The 15,497-nt window shown below is 74.3% G+C and carries 13 protein-coding genes; 7 read left to right on the forward strand and 6 right to left on the reverse strand.

Annotation, left to right across the window (positions count from 1 at the left end; translation table 11 throughout):
- Positions 1-53: 53 nt before the first annotated feature.
- Positions 54-575: an EF-hand domain-containing protein gene (locus AMK18_RS09690; protein ID WP_018101409.1), complete on the forward strand. Its 522-nt coding sequence runs from the start codon at positions 54-56 to the stop codon at positions 573-575.
- Between the two features lie 384 nt (positions 576-959).
- Complete coding sequence (locus AMK18_RS09695; protein ID WP_026171298.1) at positions 960-1,430, forward strand: ATP-binding protein; 471 nt, start codon at positions 960-962, stop codon at positions 1,428-1,430.
- Here the strand turns inward: AMK18_RS09695 and AMK18_RS09700 are convergent.
- Positions 1,427-2,419 carry a GlxA family transcriptional regulator gene (locus AMK18_RS09700; protein WP_073862511.1) on the reverse strand — a complete coding sequence of 331 codons (993 nt, stop codon included), beginning with the start codon at positions 2,417-2,419 and terminating at the stop codon, positions 1,427-1,429. The genes AMK18_RS09695 and AMK18_RS09700 overlap by 4 nt on opposite strands.
- A gap of 103 nt (positions 2,420-2,522) precedes the next feature.
- On the opposite strand from AMK18_RS09700, the gene AMK18_RS09705 reads away from it, so the two are divergent.
- The 3 genes from AMK18_RS09705 (at position 2,523) to AMK18_RS09715 (ending at position 6,303) form a co-directional block, all read left to right on the forward strand.
- Complete coding sequence (locus AMK18_RS09705; protein WP_073862512.1) at positions 2,523-3,803, forward strand: MFS transporter; 1,281 nt, start codon at positions 2,523-2,525, stop codon at positions 3,801-3,803.
- Between the two features lie 271 nt (positions 3,804-4,074).
- Positions 4,075-5,394, forward strand: a complete 1,320-nt coding sequence (locus tag AMK18_RS09710; protein ID WP_073862513.1) for an MFS transporter — start codon at positions 4,075-4,077, stop codon at positions 5,392-5,394.
- Positions 5,395-5,421: 27 nt separating this feature from the next.
- Entirely contained in the window at positions 5,422-6,303 is an 882-nt protein-coding gene (locus AMK18_RS09715; RefSeq protein ID WP_241836522.1) for a hypothetical protein, read from the forward strand.
- Positions 6,304-6,306: 3 nt separating this feature from the next.
- Here the strand turns inward: AMK18_RS09715 and AMK18_RS09720 are convergent, their stop codons facing one another.
- A complete protein-coding gene (locus AMK18_RS09720) occupies positions 6,307-7,497 on the reverse strand; it encodes a flavin-containing monooxygenase (RefSeq protein ID WP_073862515.1) in 1,191 nt (396 codons plus the stop codon).
- Between the two features lie 175 nt (positions 7,498-7,672).
- Between AMK18_RS09720 and AMK18_RS09725 the strand changes: the two genes are divergently transcribed.
- Both AMK18_RS09725 and AMK18_RS09730 read left to right on the forward strand, forming a co-directional pair.
- On the forward strand, positions 7,673-8,455 hold the full coding sequence (locus tag AMK18_RS09725; RefSeq protein WP_073862516.1) for a thioesterase family protein: 783 nt from the start codon (positions 7,673-7,675) through the stop codon (positions 8,453-8,455).
- 31 nt (positions 8,456-8,486) lie between these two features.
- The gene (locus tag AMK18_RS09730; RefSeq protein WP_241836523.1) at positions 8,487-8,879 is read left to right on the forward strand and encodes a DUF6193 family natural product biosynthesis protein; all 393 of its coding nucleotides are present in this window, start codon (positions 8,487-8,489) and stop codon (positions 8,877-8,879) included.
- Between the two features lie 18 nt (positions 8,880-8,897).
- Here AMK18_RS09730 and AMK18_RS09735 read toward each other — a convergent pair whose 3' ends face one another.
- The 4 genes from AMK18_RS09735 to AMK18_RS09750 are packed head-to-tail and all read right to left on the reverse strand — an operon-like array spanning position 8,898 to position 15,426.
- Complete coding sequence (locus tag AMK18_RS09735; RefSeq protein ID WP_073862518.1) at positions 8,898-9,476, reverse strand: DUF1707 SHOCT-like domain-containing protein; 579 nt, start codon at positions 9,474-9,476, stop codon at positions 8,898-8,900.
- Positions 9,477-9,506: 30 nt separating this feature from the next.
- On the reverse strand, positions 9,507-11,603 hold the full coding sequence (locus AMK18_RS09740; RefSeq protein ID WP_073862519.1) for an ATP-binding protein: 2,097 nt from the start codon (positions 11,601-11,603) through the stop codon (positions 9,507-9,509).
- Entirely contained in the window at positions 11,600-12,307 is a 708-nt protein-coding gene (locus AMK18_RS09745) for a DUF4255 domain-containing protein (RefSeq protein WP_073862520.1), read from the reverse strand. Before AMK18_RS09745 ends, AMK18_RS09740 begins: the two co-directional genes overlap by 4 nt.
- Positions 12,304-15,426: a DUF11 domain-containing protein gene (locus AMK18_RS09750; RefSeq protein ID WP_079199255.1), complete on the reverse strand. Its 3,123-nt coding sequence runs from the start codon at positions 15,424-15,426 to the stop codon at positions 12,304-12,306. Before AMK18_RS09750 ends, AMK18_RS09745 begins: the two co-directional genes overlap by 4 nt.
- Positions 15,427-15,497 lie beyond the last annotated feature (71 nt).

A 15,497-nucleotide genomic window follows, 5' to 3' on the forward strand; every position in this document is an offset into this window, starting at 1 on the left:
GGCTGAGCCCGGTAAGTGACACGTGACGCCGGAAGGCGTCGTACGCTCCCCGCATGGACAGCGCAGAGTATGAGCGCAAGATCGCCTTCCGCTTCGCCGCCTTCGACCAGGACGGCAACGGATACATCGATCGCGCGGATTTCAACGCCGCCGCGGCCCGTCTGCTCACCGAGTTCGGTACGACGGCCCGCTGCGACAAGGGCCAGGCGCTCTACAGCGGCGCCGAGGCGTTCTGGCAGGGCATGGCGGGCATCGCCGACGTGGACGGGGACCAGCGCGTCACCCGTGAGGAGTTCGTGGGCGGCGCGGTGAAGCGGCTGCGCGACAACCCGGAGCGGTTCGCGGAGATCGCCCGCCCGTTCCTGCGTGCGGCGCTCGCGGTGGCGGCCGGGCCGTCCGGCGGGAACCGGGCACCGGTGCCGGCCGTGGAGCGGGCCCTGAGGGTCCTCGGCGCCGGCCCGGACGCGGCGGCGTTCGCCGCGCAGAGCCTGGACACGGACCGGGACGGCGGGGTCGTCGAGGAGGACGCGGTGGCCGCGCTCGCGACGTACGTGACGGTCATCGAGCCGGACTAGGCGGCGACGCCCGGGGGCACCGAGCCCCCGGGCGTGACGCAGCGCTACGACCGGTCACCGATACCGGCTTGTGTCCTTTGCGTGATTCGTCACCGCGTGGAGTCGGCGCCCGGCTCGGGTACCCTCCGTGGGATGCGAGTGGTTCTGGAACCTGTCGGTCCGGACGTGGCCTCCGAGGCGCGTCGGGTCCGGGTGAGGTGCTGTTCGACTCCCCGCAATGCGCGTCGCACAGTATGCACTACGGGTACTCCTTCGCGCTGGAATATGCCCGAAGCGCTTGTTGCGGTGACTGTACGTCAACCATGCTGTCGTGCAAGGGAATCACGTTCCGTGACCCTTTGGAGGCGCGAGGCGATGTGTCCGCCGGTTCGGATGGTGTGAGCGGTGCAGGTGCTTCAGGTTCAGTTGGAGGTCGGGCCCGACCCCGCGGAGGTCGGACGGGCCCGCAGATGGGCGCGCTCACGGCTCGCCGGTTCCGGTGTGAGGGATGACGAGCCGCTGGCCGAGACCCTCATCCTGCTCATCTCGGAGCTGGTGACCAACGCGGTCGTGCACACCGGCTGTCCGGCCGTGCTGCGCATGCTCTTCGGCCCGACGGGCGCCCCGGGCGGCGCCGGGACCGTGCGCGTCGAGGTGGCCGACGCCAGCTGCCGCCCGCCGCAGCAGCGGCACGCGCGGGGCGAGGACACCGGCGGCCGGGGCCTGGAGCTGGTCGACGGCCTCGCCGACCGCTGGGGCTGGCAGCCGGAGGGCGCGGGCAAGCGGATCTGGTGCGAGGTGGACCGTAGCGTCCCGCTGATCCAGGGCCGGCTCCAGCCGGGCGCCCACGGCGCCGAGCCGAGCCACGCGGTCTAGGCCCGGTTCCCCGCCGTCGAGCGGAACGTGCGGCGGTACACCGTCGGTGAGACGCCCAGCGCCGCCTGGAGGTGCTGCCGCAGCGACGTGGAGGTGCCGAAGCCGGAGTCCCGGGCGACCTGGTCGATGGACAGGTCCGAGGACTCCAGGAGCCGGCGCGCCAGCTCCACGCGCTGCTGGGTGAGCCACTGCACGGGGCTGACGCCGACCTCCTCGCGGAACCGCCGGGTGAACGTCCGTACGCTCATCGACTCCTGCTGGGCCATGTCCCGCAGCAGGATCGGCTGCTCCAGCCGGGCCAGCGCCCAGGCCCGCGCGGTCGTCGTCGTGGCGAACTGGGTGTCCGGCACGGGCCGCTGGATGTACTGCGCCTGGCCCCCGTCCCGGTGCGGCGGCACGACCGTGCGCCGGGCGACGTCGTTGGCGACGGCGGTCCCGTGGTCGCGCCGCACCATGTGCAGGCAGAGGTCGATCCCGGCGGCCACCCCGGCGGACGTCAGCACGTCCCCGTCGTCGATGAACAGGACGTCCGGGTCGACGCGGACGCGGGGGAAGAGCCGCTGGAAGTGGTCGGCGGAGGCCCAGTGCGTGGTGGCGGGGCGCCCGTCCAGATAGCCGGCGGCGGCCAGGACGTAGCTGCCGGTGCAGATGGACACCATCCGGGTGCCCGGCCGGATGTACGCGAACGCGGCGGCCAGTTCGTCGGACAGCCGCCCCTCGCTGTGGACGGGCCCCAGCTCGTAACTGGCCGGAATGACGACCGTGTCGGCCGTGGCGAGCGCCTCGGGCCCGTGCCCGACCATGATCGAGAAGTCCGCGTCGGTGTGGACCGGCCCCGGCGGCCGGACCGAGCACGTCACGACGTCGTACAGCTTCCGCGCCCGGTCCTGCTGCTCCACGGGGCGGGCGAGCCCGAAAATCCTCTGGGGGATGCCCAGTTCGAAGGGGAGCAGCCCGTCGAGGGCGAGAACGACGACCCGGTGCGGCACAGCGGACTCCCTTCGGCCGGCCGGGGCCTGCGAAAAGCCCCTAGCTGGTATAGACCATAAGCTGATACATGTCATCGGTGTGAAGGAAAAGTCAGCAGACTCCGTGTGCATTCCCGCCACGGACCCCCAGGCCGCCGCCCTCGGCGGCCCGTCCCCTCTCCCGCCCCTGCCGCCCCTGTTCGAGGAGTCCGGCAGGCAGCTCTGGAACCGTAACTTCAGGCTGTTCTTCGTCGCCCGCACCGCCGCCCTCTTCGGTGACGGCATGATCCCCGTCGCCCTCACGGCGGGGCTCCTCGGCGCCGGGCGCCCCGCCTCCTCGGTCGGTTACGCGCTGGCCTGCTGGATGGGCCCGCTCGCCGTGTTCGTCCTCTTCGGCGGGGTCCTCGCGGACCGGTTCACGCCGCGCCGCATGATGATCATCGCCGACGCGCTCCGGCTCGTCGGCGCCTCCGTGCTCGCCGTGTCCTTCGCGGCCGGCAACCCGCCGCTCTGGGCGGTGTACGCGCTGAGCTCGGTCGCCGGTGTCGGCGCGGCCCTCTTTCAGCCGGGCGTCGCGTCCACGGTGCCGCGCGTCGCCCCGGACGTGCAGCGCGCCAACGCCACGCTGCGCGTGTCCGAGGCGTTGATGACCATGGCGGGCCCCGCCTTCGCGGGCGTCCTCGTCGGCCTGGCGAGCGCGGGCGCGGTGTACGCGGCCAACGCCTCGACCTTCCTGGTCTCCGGGGCGTGCCTCTTCCTGCTGCGGCTCGCCCCGGCCCCCTCGGACGAGGCGCCGCGCGGCTCGTTCCTCGCCGAGCTGGTGGACGGCTGGCGGGAGTTCACCGCGCGCAGCTGGCTCTGGGGCGTGATCGCCGTCTGGACGGTGTACGGCTTCGCCGTGCTCGGCCCGATGCTCCCGCTCACTGCCGTCCGGGTCACCGAGGCGCACGGCTCGGGGACGTACGGCGCGATGATGGCGGTGAACGGCGCGGGCAGCGTCGTCGGCGGCCTGCTCGCCCTGCGCCTGCGCCCGCGCCGCCCCCTCGCGGCGGGCGCCGTCGCGCTCACCGGCGTCTGCGCGAACCTCGTCGTGCTGGGCCTCGGGCTCTCCGTACCGGCCCTGGGCGCGGGCCAGTTCGTGGCGGGCGCGGCCTCCGCGTTCTGGCTGGTGATGTGGTCCACCACGGTCCAGACCCACGTACCGCCCGAGTCCCTGAACCGGCTGCACGCGTATGACGTCGCCGGGTCGCTGCTCATGGTGGCGGCGGGCCGCGCCCTGGCGGGGCCGCTCGCGGATGAACTGGGCGCGCCGGAGGTGCTGTTCGCCGGTGCGGTCGTCAACGTCCTGGCGGTGGCCGTGCTGCTCGCGGCCCGCCCGATCCGCCGCCTGGAACGGATCGGCTGAGGTCCGGGGGCTCCGCCCCCGGGCCCCCGCTCCTCAATCGCCGGAGGGGCTTGATTTCGTCGCCGCCACCTTCAGCCTCGCCGGCGTTTGAGGCGCGGGGTCCGGGGCGGAGCCCCGGGTCGGGAAGGGGCGGGTAGGGGCCAAGGCTCCGGTGCGGTGAGCGCCAGGTCGTGCGCGTATCCGGAGGGCGTCGGGAGGGTGGCCCGATTCTTGCGAACCGTGGCCCTCGGGCCACTCGTGGGGGAGGGGGCCGCGCCCGGATGCTGGGCGGGTGAATCCGACAACCGAGAGCGTCGCTCCCGTCGCCCCCGCGCCCAACGCCCCGGGGAAGCCCGGCCGGTGGCGTATCCACCGCGCCTGGATCGTCGCCGCCGTCACCTTCGTGACGATCATCGGCGGCGCCGCCATCAACGCCCTGCCCGGGCTGCTCTTCGACCCGCTCCAGGACGATTTCGGCTGGTCGCGCGGGGAGATCGGGTTCGCGGTCTCCATCGACATGGCGCTGTACGGGATCACCGCGCCGTTCGCCGCCGCGATGATGGACCGGTTCGGCATCCGCCGGGTGGTGGCCGTGGCGCTGAGCGCGATCGCGGCCGGGGCGCTGGCGAGCGTGTGGATGACGGCCGCCTGGCAGCTGATGCTCTACTGGGGCGTCCTCGTGGGCCTCGGCACGGGTTCGATGGCGCTCGCGTTCTCCGCGACGGTCACCAACCGCTGGTTCACCGCCCGGCGCGGCTTGGTGACCGGTGTCCTCACCGCCGCCGGGGCCTCCGGGCAGCTGGTCTTCCTGCCCCTCTGCGCGTGGATCGTGGACCGGCACGGCTGGCGCCCGGCGTCGGTGACCGTGGCGCTGGCGGCCCTGGTCGTCGTCCCGTTCGTGTGGCTCCTGATGCGGGACCACCCGGCGGACGTGGGGCTCGCCCCGTACGGCGGGGAGTACACCGAGAAGCCGGCGCCCGCGCGCGGGGCGGCGGGCCGGGCCGTCCGGGTGCTGTTCGACGCGGCCCGCACGGGCCCGTTCTGGCTGCTGGCCGGATCCTTCGCGATCTGCGGCGCCTCCACCAACGGCCTGATCCGGACGCACTTCATTCCCTCGGCCCACGACCACCACATGCCGATCACCGCCGCCGCCTCGCTCCTCGCGGTCATCGGGATCTTCGACATCATCGGCACGATCTTCTCCGGCTGGCTCACGGACCGCTTCGACGCGCGCCGCCTGCTGGCGGTGTACTACGGGCTGCGTGGGATCTCACTGCTCTTCCTGCCGCTGCTGATGCAGGCCACGGTGGAGCCGCCGATGGTCTTCTTCATCGTCTTCTACGGCCTGGACTGGGTCGCCACGGTCCCGCCGACCCTGGCCCTGTGCCGCGAGCAGTACGGCGACGACAGCGCGATCGTCTTCGGCTGGGTCCTGGCGTCGCACCAGGTGGGCGCGGCGCTGGTCGCCTTCCTGGGCGGGGTGGCGCGGGACTACTTCGGTACGTATGACGTGGTCTGGTACGCGGCGGGGGCGCTGTGCGCGGTGGCGACGCTGATGGTGCTGGTGATCCGGAGGAGGCGGGAGCCGGTGCGTACGGCGCGCTTGGCCTAGGGCCAGAATGCACGTGGGAGGGGGCTCATGTCGAAGAACACTGCGGAGCTTGTACGGGAACGAGTGGAGGCGCCTGACGGGCCCCCGCCGGTGTGGTCGGGGCGGGCGGTCGCGGCGGGCGCGGGTGCGCTGTACGTGGGGGCGGTGCTCGCCGTCGAGGTGTACGGGTTCGTGGGGCTCGCCTCCGAGGCGCCCGCCCAGGGGGACGGACCCGGGGGAGCCGCGCTCTTCCTGCCGTTCCTCACCTGCTTCGGCGTCCCGTCCGCCCTGGTGGCGAGCCTTTGGCTGGCTCTGCCCACGGCGTCGGCGGCCCGCTGGGCGAGCGCGCGGGTGACCGGGCGCGACGCCTGGTGGTGGGTGCCGGTCGTGGCCCTGGTGCCCGTGAGCGCGGCCACGGCCGTCGTCGGGATCTCGAAGCACCTGGGAGCCGGTGCGCTGGCCTGGGCATGGCTGACCGGCGCAGTGCTGCTCGCCGGGGCAGCGCTCATCGCACGGGACGCCGCGCTGCACGGGCGGCGGTTGCTGCGCGTGCTCGGCTACGGCGGGCTTGCCGCGGTGGCCGTAGTCGGCGTGGGCGCTGCGGCGTTCGGGACCGGGCTGGTCACCGAGTACAGCCCACCGAAGGTGAATGCCGCCGGGCTCGTGGGCACTTGGAGTGACGGGCACGGCGGCACCCTGCGGCTGTCACCCGACGGTACGGCCCGTGCCGACGACCTCAAGTTCCACTGCACCGGAACGGGCACCTGGTCGTACGCACCCGACGGTCCCACCGCCTGGGACCAGCTCGTGCTGACCGAGTTCGAGGACTGCTCGCCCGACTGGCGGATCAGCGGTACGCCCGGGCACCCGAAGCTGAACCGGGACTACGGCGAGGCGGACGACCCGCACTGGTACACCCTCACCCGCTGACCCTCAACGCCCCTTGCGGGCAATCCGCTTCGCGATCCTCTTCGCGTCCCGGGCCAGTTCGCGGAGCATGCCGCTGATGGGATTCGTGAAGCCGGTGAAGTACAGGCCGGGGGCCTGTTTCGGGGTGCGGGGGCCGTGGGTCACCGGGCGGCCGCGGTCGTCCAGGACGTCGAGGTGGCCGAGCAGGGGTTCCAGGGCGCGGCGGTAGCCGGTGGCCGCGATCACGACCTCCGGGGTGGCCCGGGTGCCGTCCGCGAGGACCACCGCGTCCTTGTCGAACGACTCGACGGCCGCCACCGGTTGGACCCGGCCGCGCTTCACCGCGTCGATCAGGCCGACGTCCTGGACCGGGATCGCGCCCTCCTTGACGCGGGAGTACAGGCCCGTGTCGGGGCGGGGCAGCCCGTGTTCGGAGAGGTCGGGGACGGCGGCCCGGGCCATCAGGCGGCCCGCCCGGTCCACCAGGGCGACGGGGAGCCTGCGGACCACGATGCCGGTCGCCTGCGCGGGCCAGCCCGCCGTGGAGCGGCGCACGATGTGCGGGACGGTGCGCACCGCGAGCCGCACGCGCGAGGCGCCGCCCTCCACGAGGTCCACGGCGATCTCCGCGCCCGTGTTGCCGACGCCGACGACCAGGACGTCCTTGCCCGCGTACGGGGCGGGGGAGCGGTAGTCCGAGGCGTGCAGCAGCTCCCCGGTGAACGTCTCGCGGCCCGGCCAGTCCGGCAGGCGCGGGGTGTGGTTGAAGCCGGTGGCGACGACGACGGCGCGGCCGGTCAGCTCGCGGCCGCCGCTCGCGCTCAGCCGCCAGCCGGTGCCGTCCGCCGCGCGGTCGATCCGGGAGACCTCGACGCCGGTGATCACTTCCAGCTCGTGGTGCTCGGCGTACTTCTCCAGGTACCGGACGACGTTGTCGCGGGCCACCCAGCGGCCGAACTTCCTCGGCATCGGGAGCCCCGGCAGCGCGGACCAGCGCCGGGTGGTGTGCAGGTGCAGCCGGTCGTAGTGGCCCCGCCAGGACGCGCCGACGGCCCCGGACTTCTCCAGCACGACCGCCCGGACGCCCCGCGCGCGCAGGGCGGCCGCGGCGGCCAGTCCGCCCGGGCCGCCGCCGATGACGTAGACGGGGCGGTCCTCGGTGAGGTCGGTGGGGGCCGGGGAGGTGCTACCGGCGGTAGGTGCGCTGTCGGACATGCTTCGGAGCGTAATCGCGTGACTGCTTGATGGGTCTCGGTCAAGACCGGAATCGATTGCGAATTGATCACGCTCGAACGCGGGTGCGGGGCGCGGTACCCGCGCGCGGGCCGGAACGCCCCCGGTGGCACGCTGGGGGGTGCCCGATCCGTACGGCCGTGAGGGAAGCGATCCGTTGAACACCGGCAGCTACTACGAGCGCATCGACGCCCACCGCTACAAGCCGACCGCCCACGCGAGCGGCGCGTGGAGCACGGACGAGGTGCACTTCAGCCCGTTCGGCGGGCTCCTGGTCCACGCCGTCGAGCGGCACCTCGCGGAGCGGCCCGGCGAGCGGCTGCTGCTGTCCCGGATCAGCTTCGACATCCTCGGGCGGCTCGCCCTGGACGAGTGCGAGATCCGCGTCGAGACCGTCCGCCCCGGCCGCACCATCGAGCTGGTGGAGGCCGTCGCCCTCATCGCGGGCCGCCCGGTCGTACGGGCCAGGGCCTGGTCGCTCGCCCCCGTCGACACCACCGAGGTCGCCGACGGCGAGGACGACCGGCTCACCCCGCCCGAGGCGCTCGCCCCCTGGCCGATGGCCGACCTCTGGCCCGGCGGCTACATCGCCTCGCTCGACGTCCGCCCGCTCGCCCCGCCGCTGCCCGGCCGCACCACCGCCTGGATCTCCACCCCGCTCGACCTGGTCGCGGGCGAGAGTGCCGGGCCGCTCGCCTCGTACGTGGCGCTCGTGGACACCGCCAACGGCATCGCCGTACGCGAGCAGCCGACGGAGTGGATGTTCCCCAACGTGGACCTGACGATCCATCTGCACCGCCAGCCCGAGGGCAGCTGGACCGGCCTGGACACCACGGTCGTCTTCGGCCCCACCGGCCAGGGCCTCACCAGCACGGTCCTGCACGACGTCCACGGCCCCGTCGGCCGGGCGGAGCAGATCCTCACGGTCCGCCCGCTCTGAGGGCGGCGTATCCGGCGGTCATGATGTCCCCATGACACGAGGACCATCGAGCGGTGACGCCGTCGAAGCAGGCTGGCAGGCGGTCCGCGCCGACGGGCGGGTGCGCCCGGAGCTGCTGGAAGCCGCGTATGCCGAACCGCGCCTGCGGCAGCTGTTCCCCTGGACGGGCATGGGCGAGCTGCACTTCAGCCGGTGCACCGAGGGGCGGTGGACGTGGGACATCCCCTACATCCAGCCCGGTGCCGGGGGCCGCTACTGGGTGTCGGGGCCTCTCCGTACGGAGGTCGTGGGGCCTGCGGAGACGGTCGCGCAAGCCATCGCCATGGTGCTGGAGCGTCTTCCGGCCGGCTGCGGCCCGGCCTTCCTCGGCACTCCGAAGGAACTCGCGGCCCACCAGGCGGTGTTGGGGCGGCGCGACGGTTGAACGGCGGACCGGGGAACGTCAGCGCTTCCTGCGGCGTTCGCGCAGGCCGGGGCGGCGGATGCGGACGCCGCCCACGCCGCAGGAGCCGGTGATCCTCAGCAGCGGCGCTCCCGGCTCCCGTTCGGCTGTGAGCTTCGACTTCAGGCCCCCGAGCGCCAGGTCCAGCGCGTCCGTGTCCACGCCCCAGCCGTCCGGCACCACGATCCGGACCCCGCCCATCTGCGCGTCCACTTCCAGCTCGACCACGGACACCCGGCACTCGGCTTCGCTGAAGTCGAGGAGGGCGCCGCCGAGGCCGCCGGACACGACGATGCGCGCGGGGACCTTCCAGCCGCCGGTCCGCTGCACCTTGTGCATGCCGCCCCGCACCGTCAGCGGCTCGCCCGTCTCCCGCACGGCCGGTCCGCCCAAGTCATCGGTAATGGGAGCGAGTTCGCCGTACGTCTTGGCGGTGAGCGCGAGGTTGAGCCGTTCGTCCAGCTCGTCCATGTCGATCCGGCCCTCTGCCGCGGCCTCCCGCAGCTGCTCCACCACCGCCTCGCGGTCGGCGTCGGATGCGCGCATGCGGGCGGCGGAACGGGCGGGCTCGGCAGTCATGCACCTGATGATACGGAGAGGGACAAAGCCCTAGCCGCGTCGCCTCGTGCGCTCCAGCCACGGGCCGAACTCGCTCTCCAGGACCAGGCGTCCGAGCTTCCGGTACTCCGCGAGGACCGCGCCGACCAGTTGCTCGGTGTCCAGCGGGCGGCCCGATTCCGCCGCCTGGTACGCGGCGGTCACCGCGCACGCGCGGATCGAGCCGCCGGTCAGCTCAAAGCGGTCCGCGCACGTCGGCAGGTCGAGGTCCGGGGCGCGGGGGATCTCCGTACCGAGGCAGCGTTCCCAGAGGGCCAGGCGTTGCTGCGCGTCCGGTACGGGGAAGTCGGCGACCACGTCGAGGCGGCGGGTGAACGCCTCGTCCAGGTTGGCCCGCAGATTGGTCGTGAGGACGGCGATGCCGTCGAAGGACTCGACGCGCTGGAGCAGGTACGCCGACTCGACGTTCGCGTGCCGGTCCTGCGCGTCCTTGACCTGCGAGCGCTTCCCGAAGACGGCGTCCGCCTCGTCGAACAGCAGCACCGCGTTGACCTCGGACGCCTCCACGAAGATCCGTTCCAGGTTCTTCTCGGTCTCCCCGACGTACTTGTCGACCACGGACGACAGGTCGACCACGTACAGCTCCATGCCCAGGTCCGCCGCGACGACCTCGGCCGACATGGTCTTGCCCGTCCCGGACTCCCCGGCGAACAGCGCGACGATGCCGCGCCCCCGGCCGCCGCCCGGCCGCATCCGCCACCGCCCGAGGACCTGGTCGCGGTGGCGGGCGCGCAGGGCCAGGTCGGAGAGCTGGCGGCGGGTCGCCGGGGGCAGCACCAGGTCGTCCCAGCCGACCGTGGGCTCGATGCGGCGGGCCAGCCGGGCGAGCCCCGCGCCGTTCTGCGCCCGGACGGCGGTCCGCAGATCGGCGGCGGCCACCGGGCGGCCCTCCTGCGCGGCCAGCCGGGCGGCCACATCGGCGGCCCGGCGGATCTGCCCGGAGTCCAGCCGGTACGCCCGGGTGGCGTCCGCGAGGCGCGCGTCGGCCTCCTCCGTCCCGGCGGCGAGCCCGGCGGCGGCACCGGCCCCGGTGAGCGCGCCGCGCCACCGCCGTACCGCGTCCGCCGGGTCCGGCGGCGGGACCGCGACCGTCACCGGGCTCTCCCCGGCCCACAACGGGTCCCAGTGCTTCCGCCCGTACACGAGCAACGGCGAGCCGCCGCCGACCGCCGCGCACATCGCCCCGAGGAGCGCGGCGCCCTTGGGCTGTTCCGGCGCCAGCGTCTCCAGCGGGCCGAGGACCAGCCCGCCGCCGCTCAGCCGTGCCTCGGTGGCCAGCATCCGGGCGGCGTGCGCCGGTTCGGGCGCCGCCGCCAGGGCCGCCGGGTCCACGACGAGCGGGCGCAGCCCGGCCGCGGCGAGCGCGCCGACGGCGAGACGGGCCGGGTCACCGCCGCGGTCCAGCAGATGCGTGAACCCGCTCCCGGTCCCGGCCGCCGCCGTGACGCGCCGGACCACCGGGTCGTCGTCCGGCTCCCCGTCCGGGCCCGCCACCCGGACCAGCCCGTGCAGCCGCGCGTCCACCCCGTCGTCGCCGAGGAGGTGCGCGGTGATCCGGTCCGGGACGCGCAGCACCCGGGACAGCAGGGGGCGTTCGGGCTCCAGCACCTCCACGAGCCCGGCCGCGACGAGGGGCGCGGACGGGGCGAACCGGAACCGGCCGGGGCCCGCGCCGGGCAGCCCGCACAGTTCGAGGGCCAGGCCGATCGTGGCGCGGCGCCGGGTCAGGTCGTCGTTGAGATACCCGTACAGCCGCTCGAACCGTGCGTCGACGTCCGGCGCCATGGCGACGAGCAGCAGGTCCACGTCGGGCCCGGTCAGCCCGAACCGGGCGGCCAGTTCCGCGATCCGCCCGCGCTCGGCGGGCGGATCGGACCCGAGGTCCGGTACGGGGAGGAACGCGTCCCGCGAGTCCAGGACCCGCTCGACGCCGGAAGGCGTGAGGTACTGGCCCCGCAGCGGGTCGTCCGGCGCGGGGTCCGCTTCGTGCCGCAGGGCGACGGCGACCCGCACCCGCCGCTCGACGTGCCCGAGCCGTTCCCAGAGCTCGGCGAGGGCGGTCCCGGGGAGCTGTTGCGTGACGGTCAACGGATTCCGCCCCCGCGCTTCCGCCGCCCCGGCGGCAGTTGGCGTTCCCGTTCCGCCGCGAAGCCCTCGCCTGCCGCGGCCGTGGGGCCCTCGTACCGCAGGCGGCGGCCCGGGTCGGTCGCCTCGCCGTTCACGGCGGCGGCCGTGCGGACGAGCAGGCCCTCCGTGACCGGCGGCCCGGCGGGCTCCACCTCGCCGGAGAGCGGGGCCCAGACGCGTACGTCGATCGCGGCCTTCAGCTCGCCGCCCAGCGCGGACCAGACGTCCACCGTGGACGGGCGGTCGCCCGAGCCCGCCGACGCGGCCTCCATCTCGACCGTGAGGGCGAGGTCGGCGAGGCTGCCCGTGAGCATCCGCGCGGGCAGCGCGCGGGTGCGGATCAGGCAGCGCAACACCTCGGAGAGCAGGCGGTGTTCGTCCTGCGGGCGATTGGTCCACGCCGTCACCAGGTACGTCAGCTCGAACCAGCGCGGGGGCTCGCGGCGGCCGGTGACCAGGCCCTCCGCGTCGTACTCCTCCGACGTGCCGCTGCGGCGGCGCGTCGCGTCCTCGCGGATGCCGTACAGGAAGACGCTGACCGTGGGCGCGTTGCGGCGGGCGGACCAGTCCTTCGTCGGGGCGTCGAAGACCAGGTCCACGCCGCTGTCCTCGAGGCCCGCGTCCACCAGCAGCAGCCGCAGCGCCTCGTCCACCTCGTGGATCACCGGCGCCCCATCTCGTCCGGCGGGACCAGGTTGCCCGTCACCACGAGGAAGTCCGTCTTCACCGGCGAGAAGCCGGGTCCTGACGCGGTGATGGTGCGCGGCCCGGTCCGGTCCTTGACCAGGATCAGGAGCTGGGCGATGAACGTGCCGTCCCGGCCCGGCAGGGTGGGCGCGGCGGCCGCCGTGATCCCGGGCTTCCAGGCCAGCTTCACGGGCACCCCGGGCGGGAAGTCCTTGCCGCGCACCGAGGTGACGAACCCGGGCTTGCCGACCTCCGGCACCGAGATGATCCGGGGCTGGAGGATGCGCAGCGGAATGCGCGAGACGTTGTCGCCCCGGTCCGCGTCGGTGCCGGTGGTCGTCAGCGTGGCGGTGATCCGGGTCCTGACGGCGTGCTTCGGGGCCAGCACGACCCGCAGGACCGAGGAGGCACCCGGCGCCAGGTCGGGCAGCGCGCACACCTCGCCGGTGCAGCCCGCCGGGAGGGTGGCCACGGGGATGCCGGAGGGCAGCCCGAGCCGCAGCCGGAGACCGGTGGCGAGGGCGTTCTCGCCGTTGCGGACGGTGTACGTGACCACGACCCGGCCGCCGACATAGCCCGGGCTGGGCTGCGCGCGGACGACGACGCCGGGACCGGCCTCGGTCGCGGGCGCCGGCGGCTGCGCGGGCGGCTGTGCGGCCGGGGGCGGCAGCTTGGGCGGGGTCGCCGGTCCGGAGGGCGGCGGACTGGGCAGGTCGGGCAGGGTGCGCACCCGGATGGACGTGCCGGTGGCGTTGTCCGTGGGGTTCGGGTCCACGACCGCCCCGTTGACCGACCAGCCCAGCTGCCAGGGGCCGTTGGTGACGCCGATGAGCCGCACGGTGACCGGCACCTCGTCGCCGGGCGCCAGCACCCCGAGGTCGCAGACCGGGGAGTCCTCGGCACACGGGCCCGCGGGCGTGGTCATGCCGTCCAGCCGGACGCCCGGCGGGAGGTCGGCGACCAGCGTGGTGCCGGGGGAGGAGGCCGGGCCGTTGTTGGTGACGGTGACCGTGACGGTCACCGAGGAGCCGGTCTCGACGGTGGGTGCGGTGGGCGGCGCGGTGACGGCCAGGTCCACCTTCTGCTGGAACGCGGGCTCCTTCTGGCGGCCGGGCAGCTCCGCGGTGAGCGGGGTCAGGGTGCCGGTGGCCAGGTCGAGTTCGGAGAGCTGCTCCGGGGAGCTGGGCGCCCGGTCCCGGCGGTGGCTGAGGACCAGCCGGGAGGCGTCCGGCGACCAGGCCACGTCACGCGGCTGGTACGGGCCGGTCGTCTCGACGTCCGGGATCTGCGCGGCGCACGCGGTGGGGTCATTGCTCCGGCCGGTCGGCAGGACGACCCGGCAGTCCTTCCCGTCCGGCGCGACGACGACGACGCTGGCGCGCTGGTTGATCTGGTCCGCGCGGTCCTTGCGGTTGAAGGCCACGGACCTGCCGTCGGGCGAGAACGCGGGGCTGTCGTCGATGACCTTGCACTCGCCGGGGCAGCCGCCGGCGCGGCTGAGGTCCTGCTGCTGCTCCAGCGCCTTCACCGGCGCGGTCCAGACGTGCTTGATGCCGCCGAGGCCCCGGATGACCTCCGCCCGGGTGAACGCCAGCAGGGTGCCGTCCGAGGACCAGGCGGGCTGCGCGTCGGCGCCGGTGACCTCGCCCTCGGGCGGCACGACCTCACCGGTGATGCGCCCGGAGGCGACGTCCGCGACGAGTACCCGGCTGCTCCAGGAGCCGTCCGTGCCGGGCGTGGACCGGGTGAAGGCGAGCCGCGTGCCGTCGGGCGAGAACGAGGGGTCGGTGTCGCGGTCCCGGGGGCCGCGCCCGTCCAGCTTCATGGCCGACGGGTGCGTCCCGTCGGTGTCGGCGAGCCAGATCCGTTGGACCCGCTGCCCGTCGATGGTCTCGAACCGGGTCACGGCGATACGGCGCCCGTCGGGCGTGTACGTCTGCCGCTCCGTCCACGGGTCGTAGCCCTCGCCCGGGTGGAACAGCGGGTCGTCGGCGGGGTCGTCGCTGGTGTTGGTCTTGGCCGCGGGGTCCTCGCGCAGGACGTCGATCCGGAGGTCGCGCGGGTCGGAGCCGTCCTGCCGCATGTCCTGGAGCGTGACGAGGGCGGCGTCCTTCGTGGTCCTGCGGGTGACGATCACGGACCAGGAGTCGGGGGAGCCGAGCACCGCCGGAGGGCCGACCTCGCGGTCCTCGTCGAGCACCATCTGCGGGGCCGGGTCGCCGAGCGACGGGATCCGGTAGACGTGGTCGTAGACCGAGCAGCCGCAGTCCGTGTTGGGGCTGAGGAAGAGCAGGCCCTCGCCGTCGGGCAGCCAGGCCGAGGAACGGGAGCCCCAGTCGTTGCCGAGAGCGGTCAGCACGGGCCGGGCGGTCCCGGGCCCGTCGGTGACCCGCAGCCGGTGCCCGGTGTCCGTGTCGGAGGCGGGCTCGACGTGCAGCGTGTACGAGACGCGGGACCGGTGCACGGCGTCGTCGACCGGGTTCCACTCGGGCTCGTCCGCGTCGCCCTCCGCGCTGTCGCTGAGGCAGGTCACCGGACCGCCGTCCAGGTCGCGTGCGTAGATCTGGGTGCCGGGCTCGGGGCCGCCGTCGCTCGCGTACGCGATGCGGGTGCCGTCCGGGGAGAGCGTCGGGGACGTCTCGTTCGCCGGGGTGTCCGTCAGCTGCCGGGGCTTCGCGGAGCCGTCGGCGGGCACCGACCACAGGTCCCTGCGGCCGCCGTTGCCGGGCGCGTCGAAGACCACGGTCTTCCCGTCGCGGGAGAGCTCGGGATGCGCGGCGTCCATCCCGGCGGTCAGCCGCCGTACGGTGCCGTCCGCGCCGCGCACGTACACCTGGGGGCGGATCTCGTCCCGGAGGCTGGTGAAGACGAGCGCGTCGCCCCGCCCGTAGGCGTCCTGGTCGTAGTGGACCGGGCCGGTGCTTCCGAACAGGTCCTCGGTGGCCGTCTGCGCCGTGACCCGGCCGAGGCTGCGGTGCCCCGTACCGGCGAAGGCGATCCGTCCGGTGTCGGTCACCGCCTTCGACGCGGCGGCGGCCGGCTGGGCGCCCTGCGGGGCGGACACGGACCCCGCCACCAGCAACGGCGTCAGCAGCACCACGGCACCGCCGAGCCGACGCAGCCGGGCACCCCTAGGGCCAGCAGGACCGCCCACGGTCCACCTCACAG

The organism is Streptomyces sp. CB01249 (assembly GCF_001905735.1).
Classification (GTDB): domain Bacteria; phylum Actinomycetota; class Actinomycetes; order Streptomycetales; family Streptomycetaceae; genus Streptomyces.

Excerpts from the sequence above, each read along its gene's own strand:
- AMK18_RS09690 (WP_018101409.1), top strand. The coding sequence starts at position 54 with ATGGACAGCGCAGAGTATGAGCGCAAGATCGCCTTCCGCTTCGCCGCC.
- AMK18_RS09715 (WP_241836522.1), top strand. The coding sequence starts at position 5,422 with ATGTCGAAGAACACTGCGGAGCTTGTACGGGAACGAGTGGAGGCGCCT.
- AMK18_RS09720 (WP_073862515.1), bottom strand. The coding sequence starts at position 7,497 with ATGTCCGACAGCGCACCTACCGCCGGTAGCACCTCCCCGGCCCCCACC.
- AMK18_RS09730 (WP_241836523.1), top strand. The coding sequence starts at position 8,487 with ATGACACGAGGACCATCGAGCGGTGACGCCGTCGAAGCAGGCTGGCAG.
- AMK18_RS09735 (WP_073862518.1), bottom strand. The coding sequence starts at position 9,476 with ATGACTGCCGAGCCCGCCCGTTCCGCCGCCCGCATGCGCGCATCCGAC.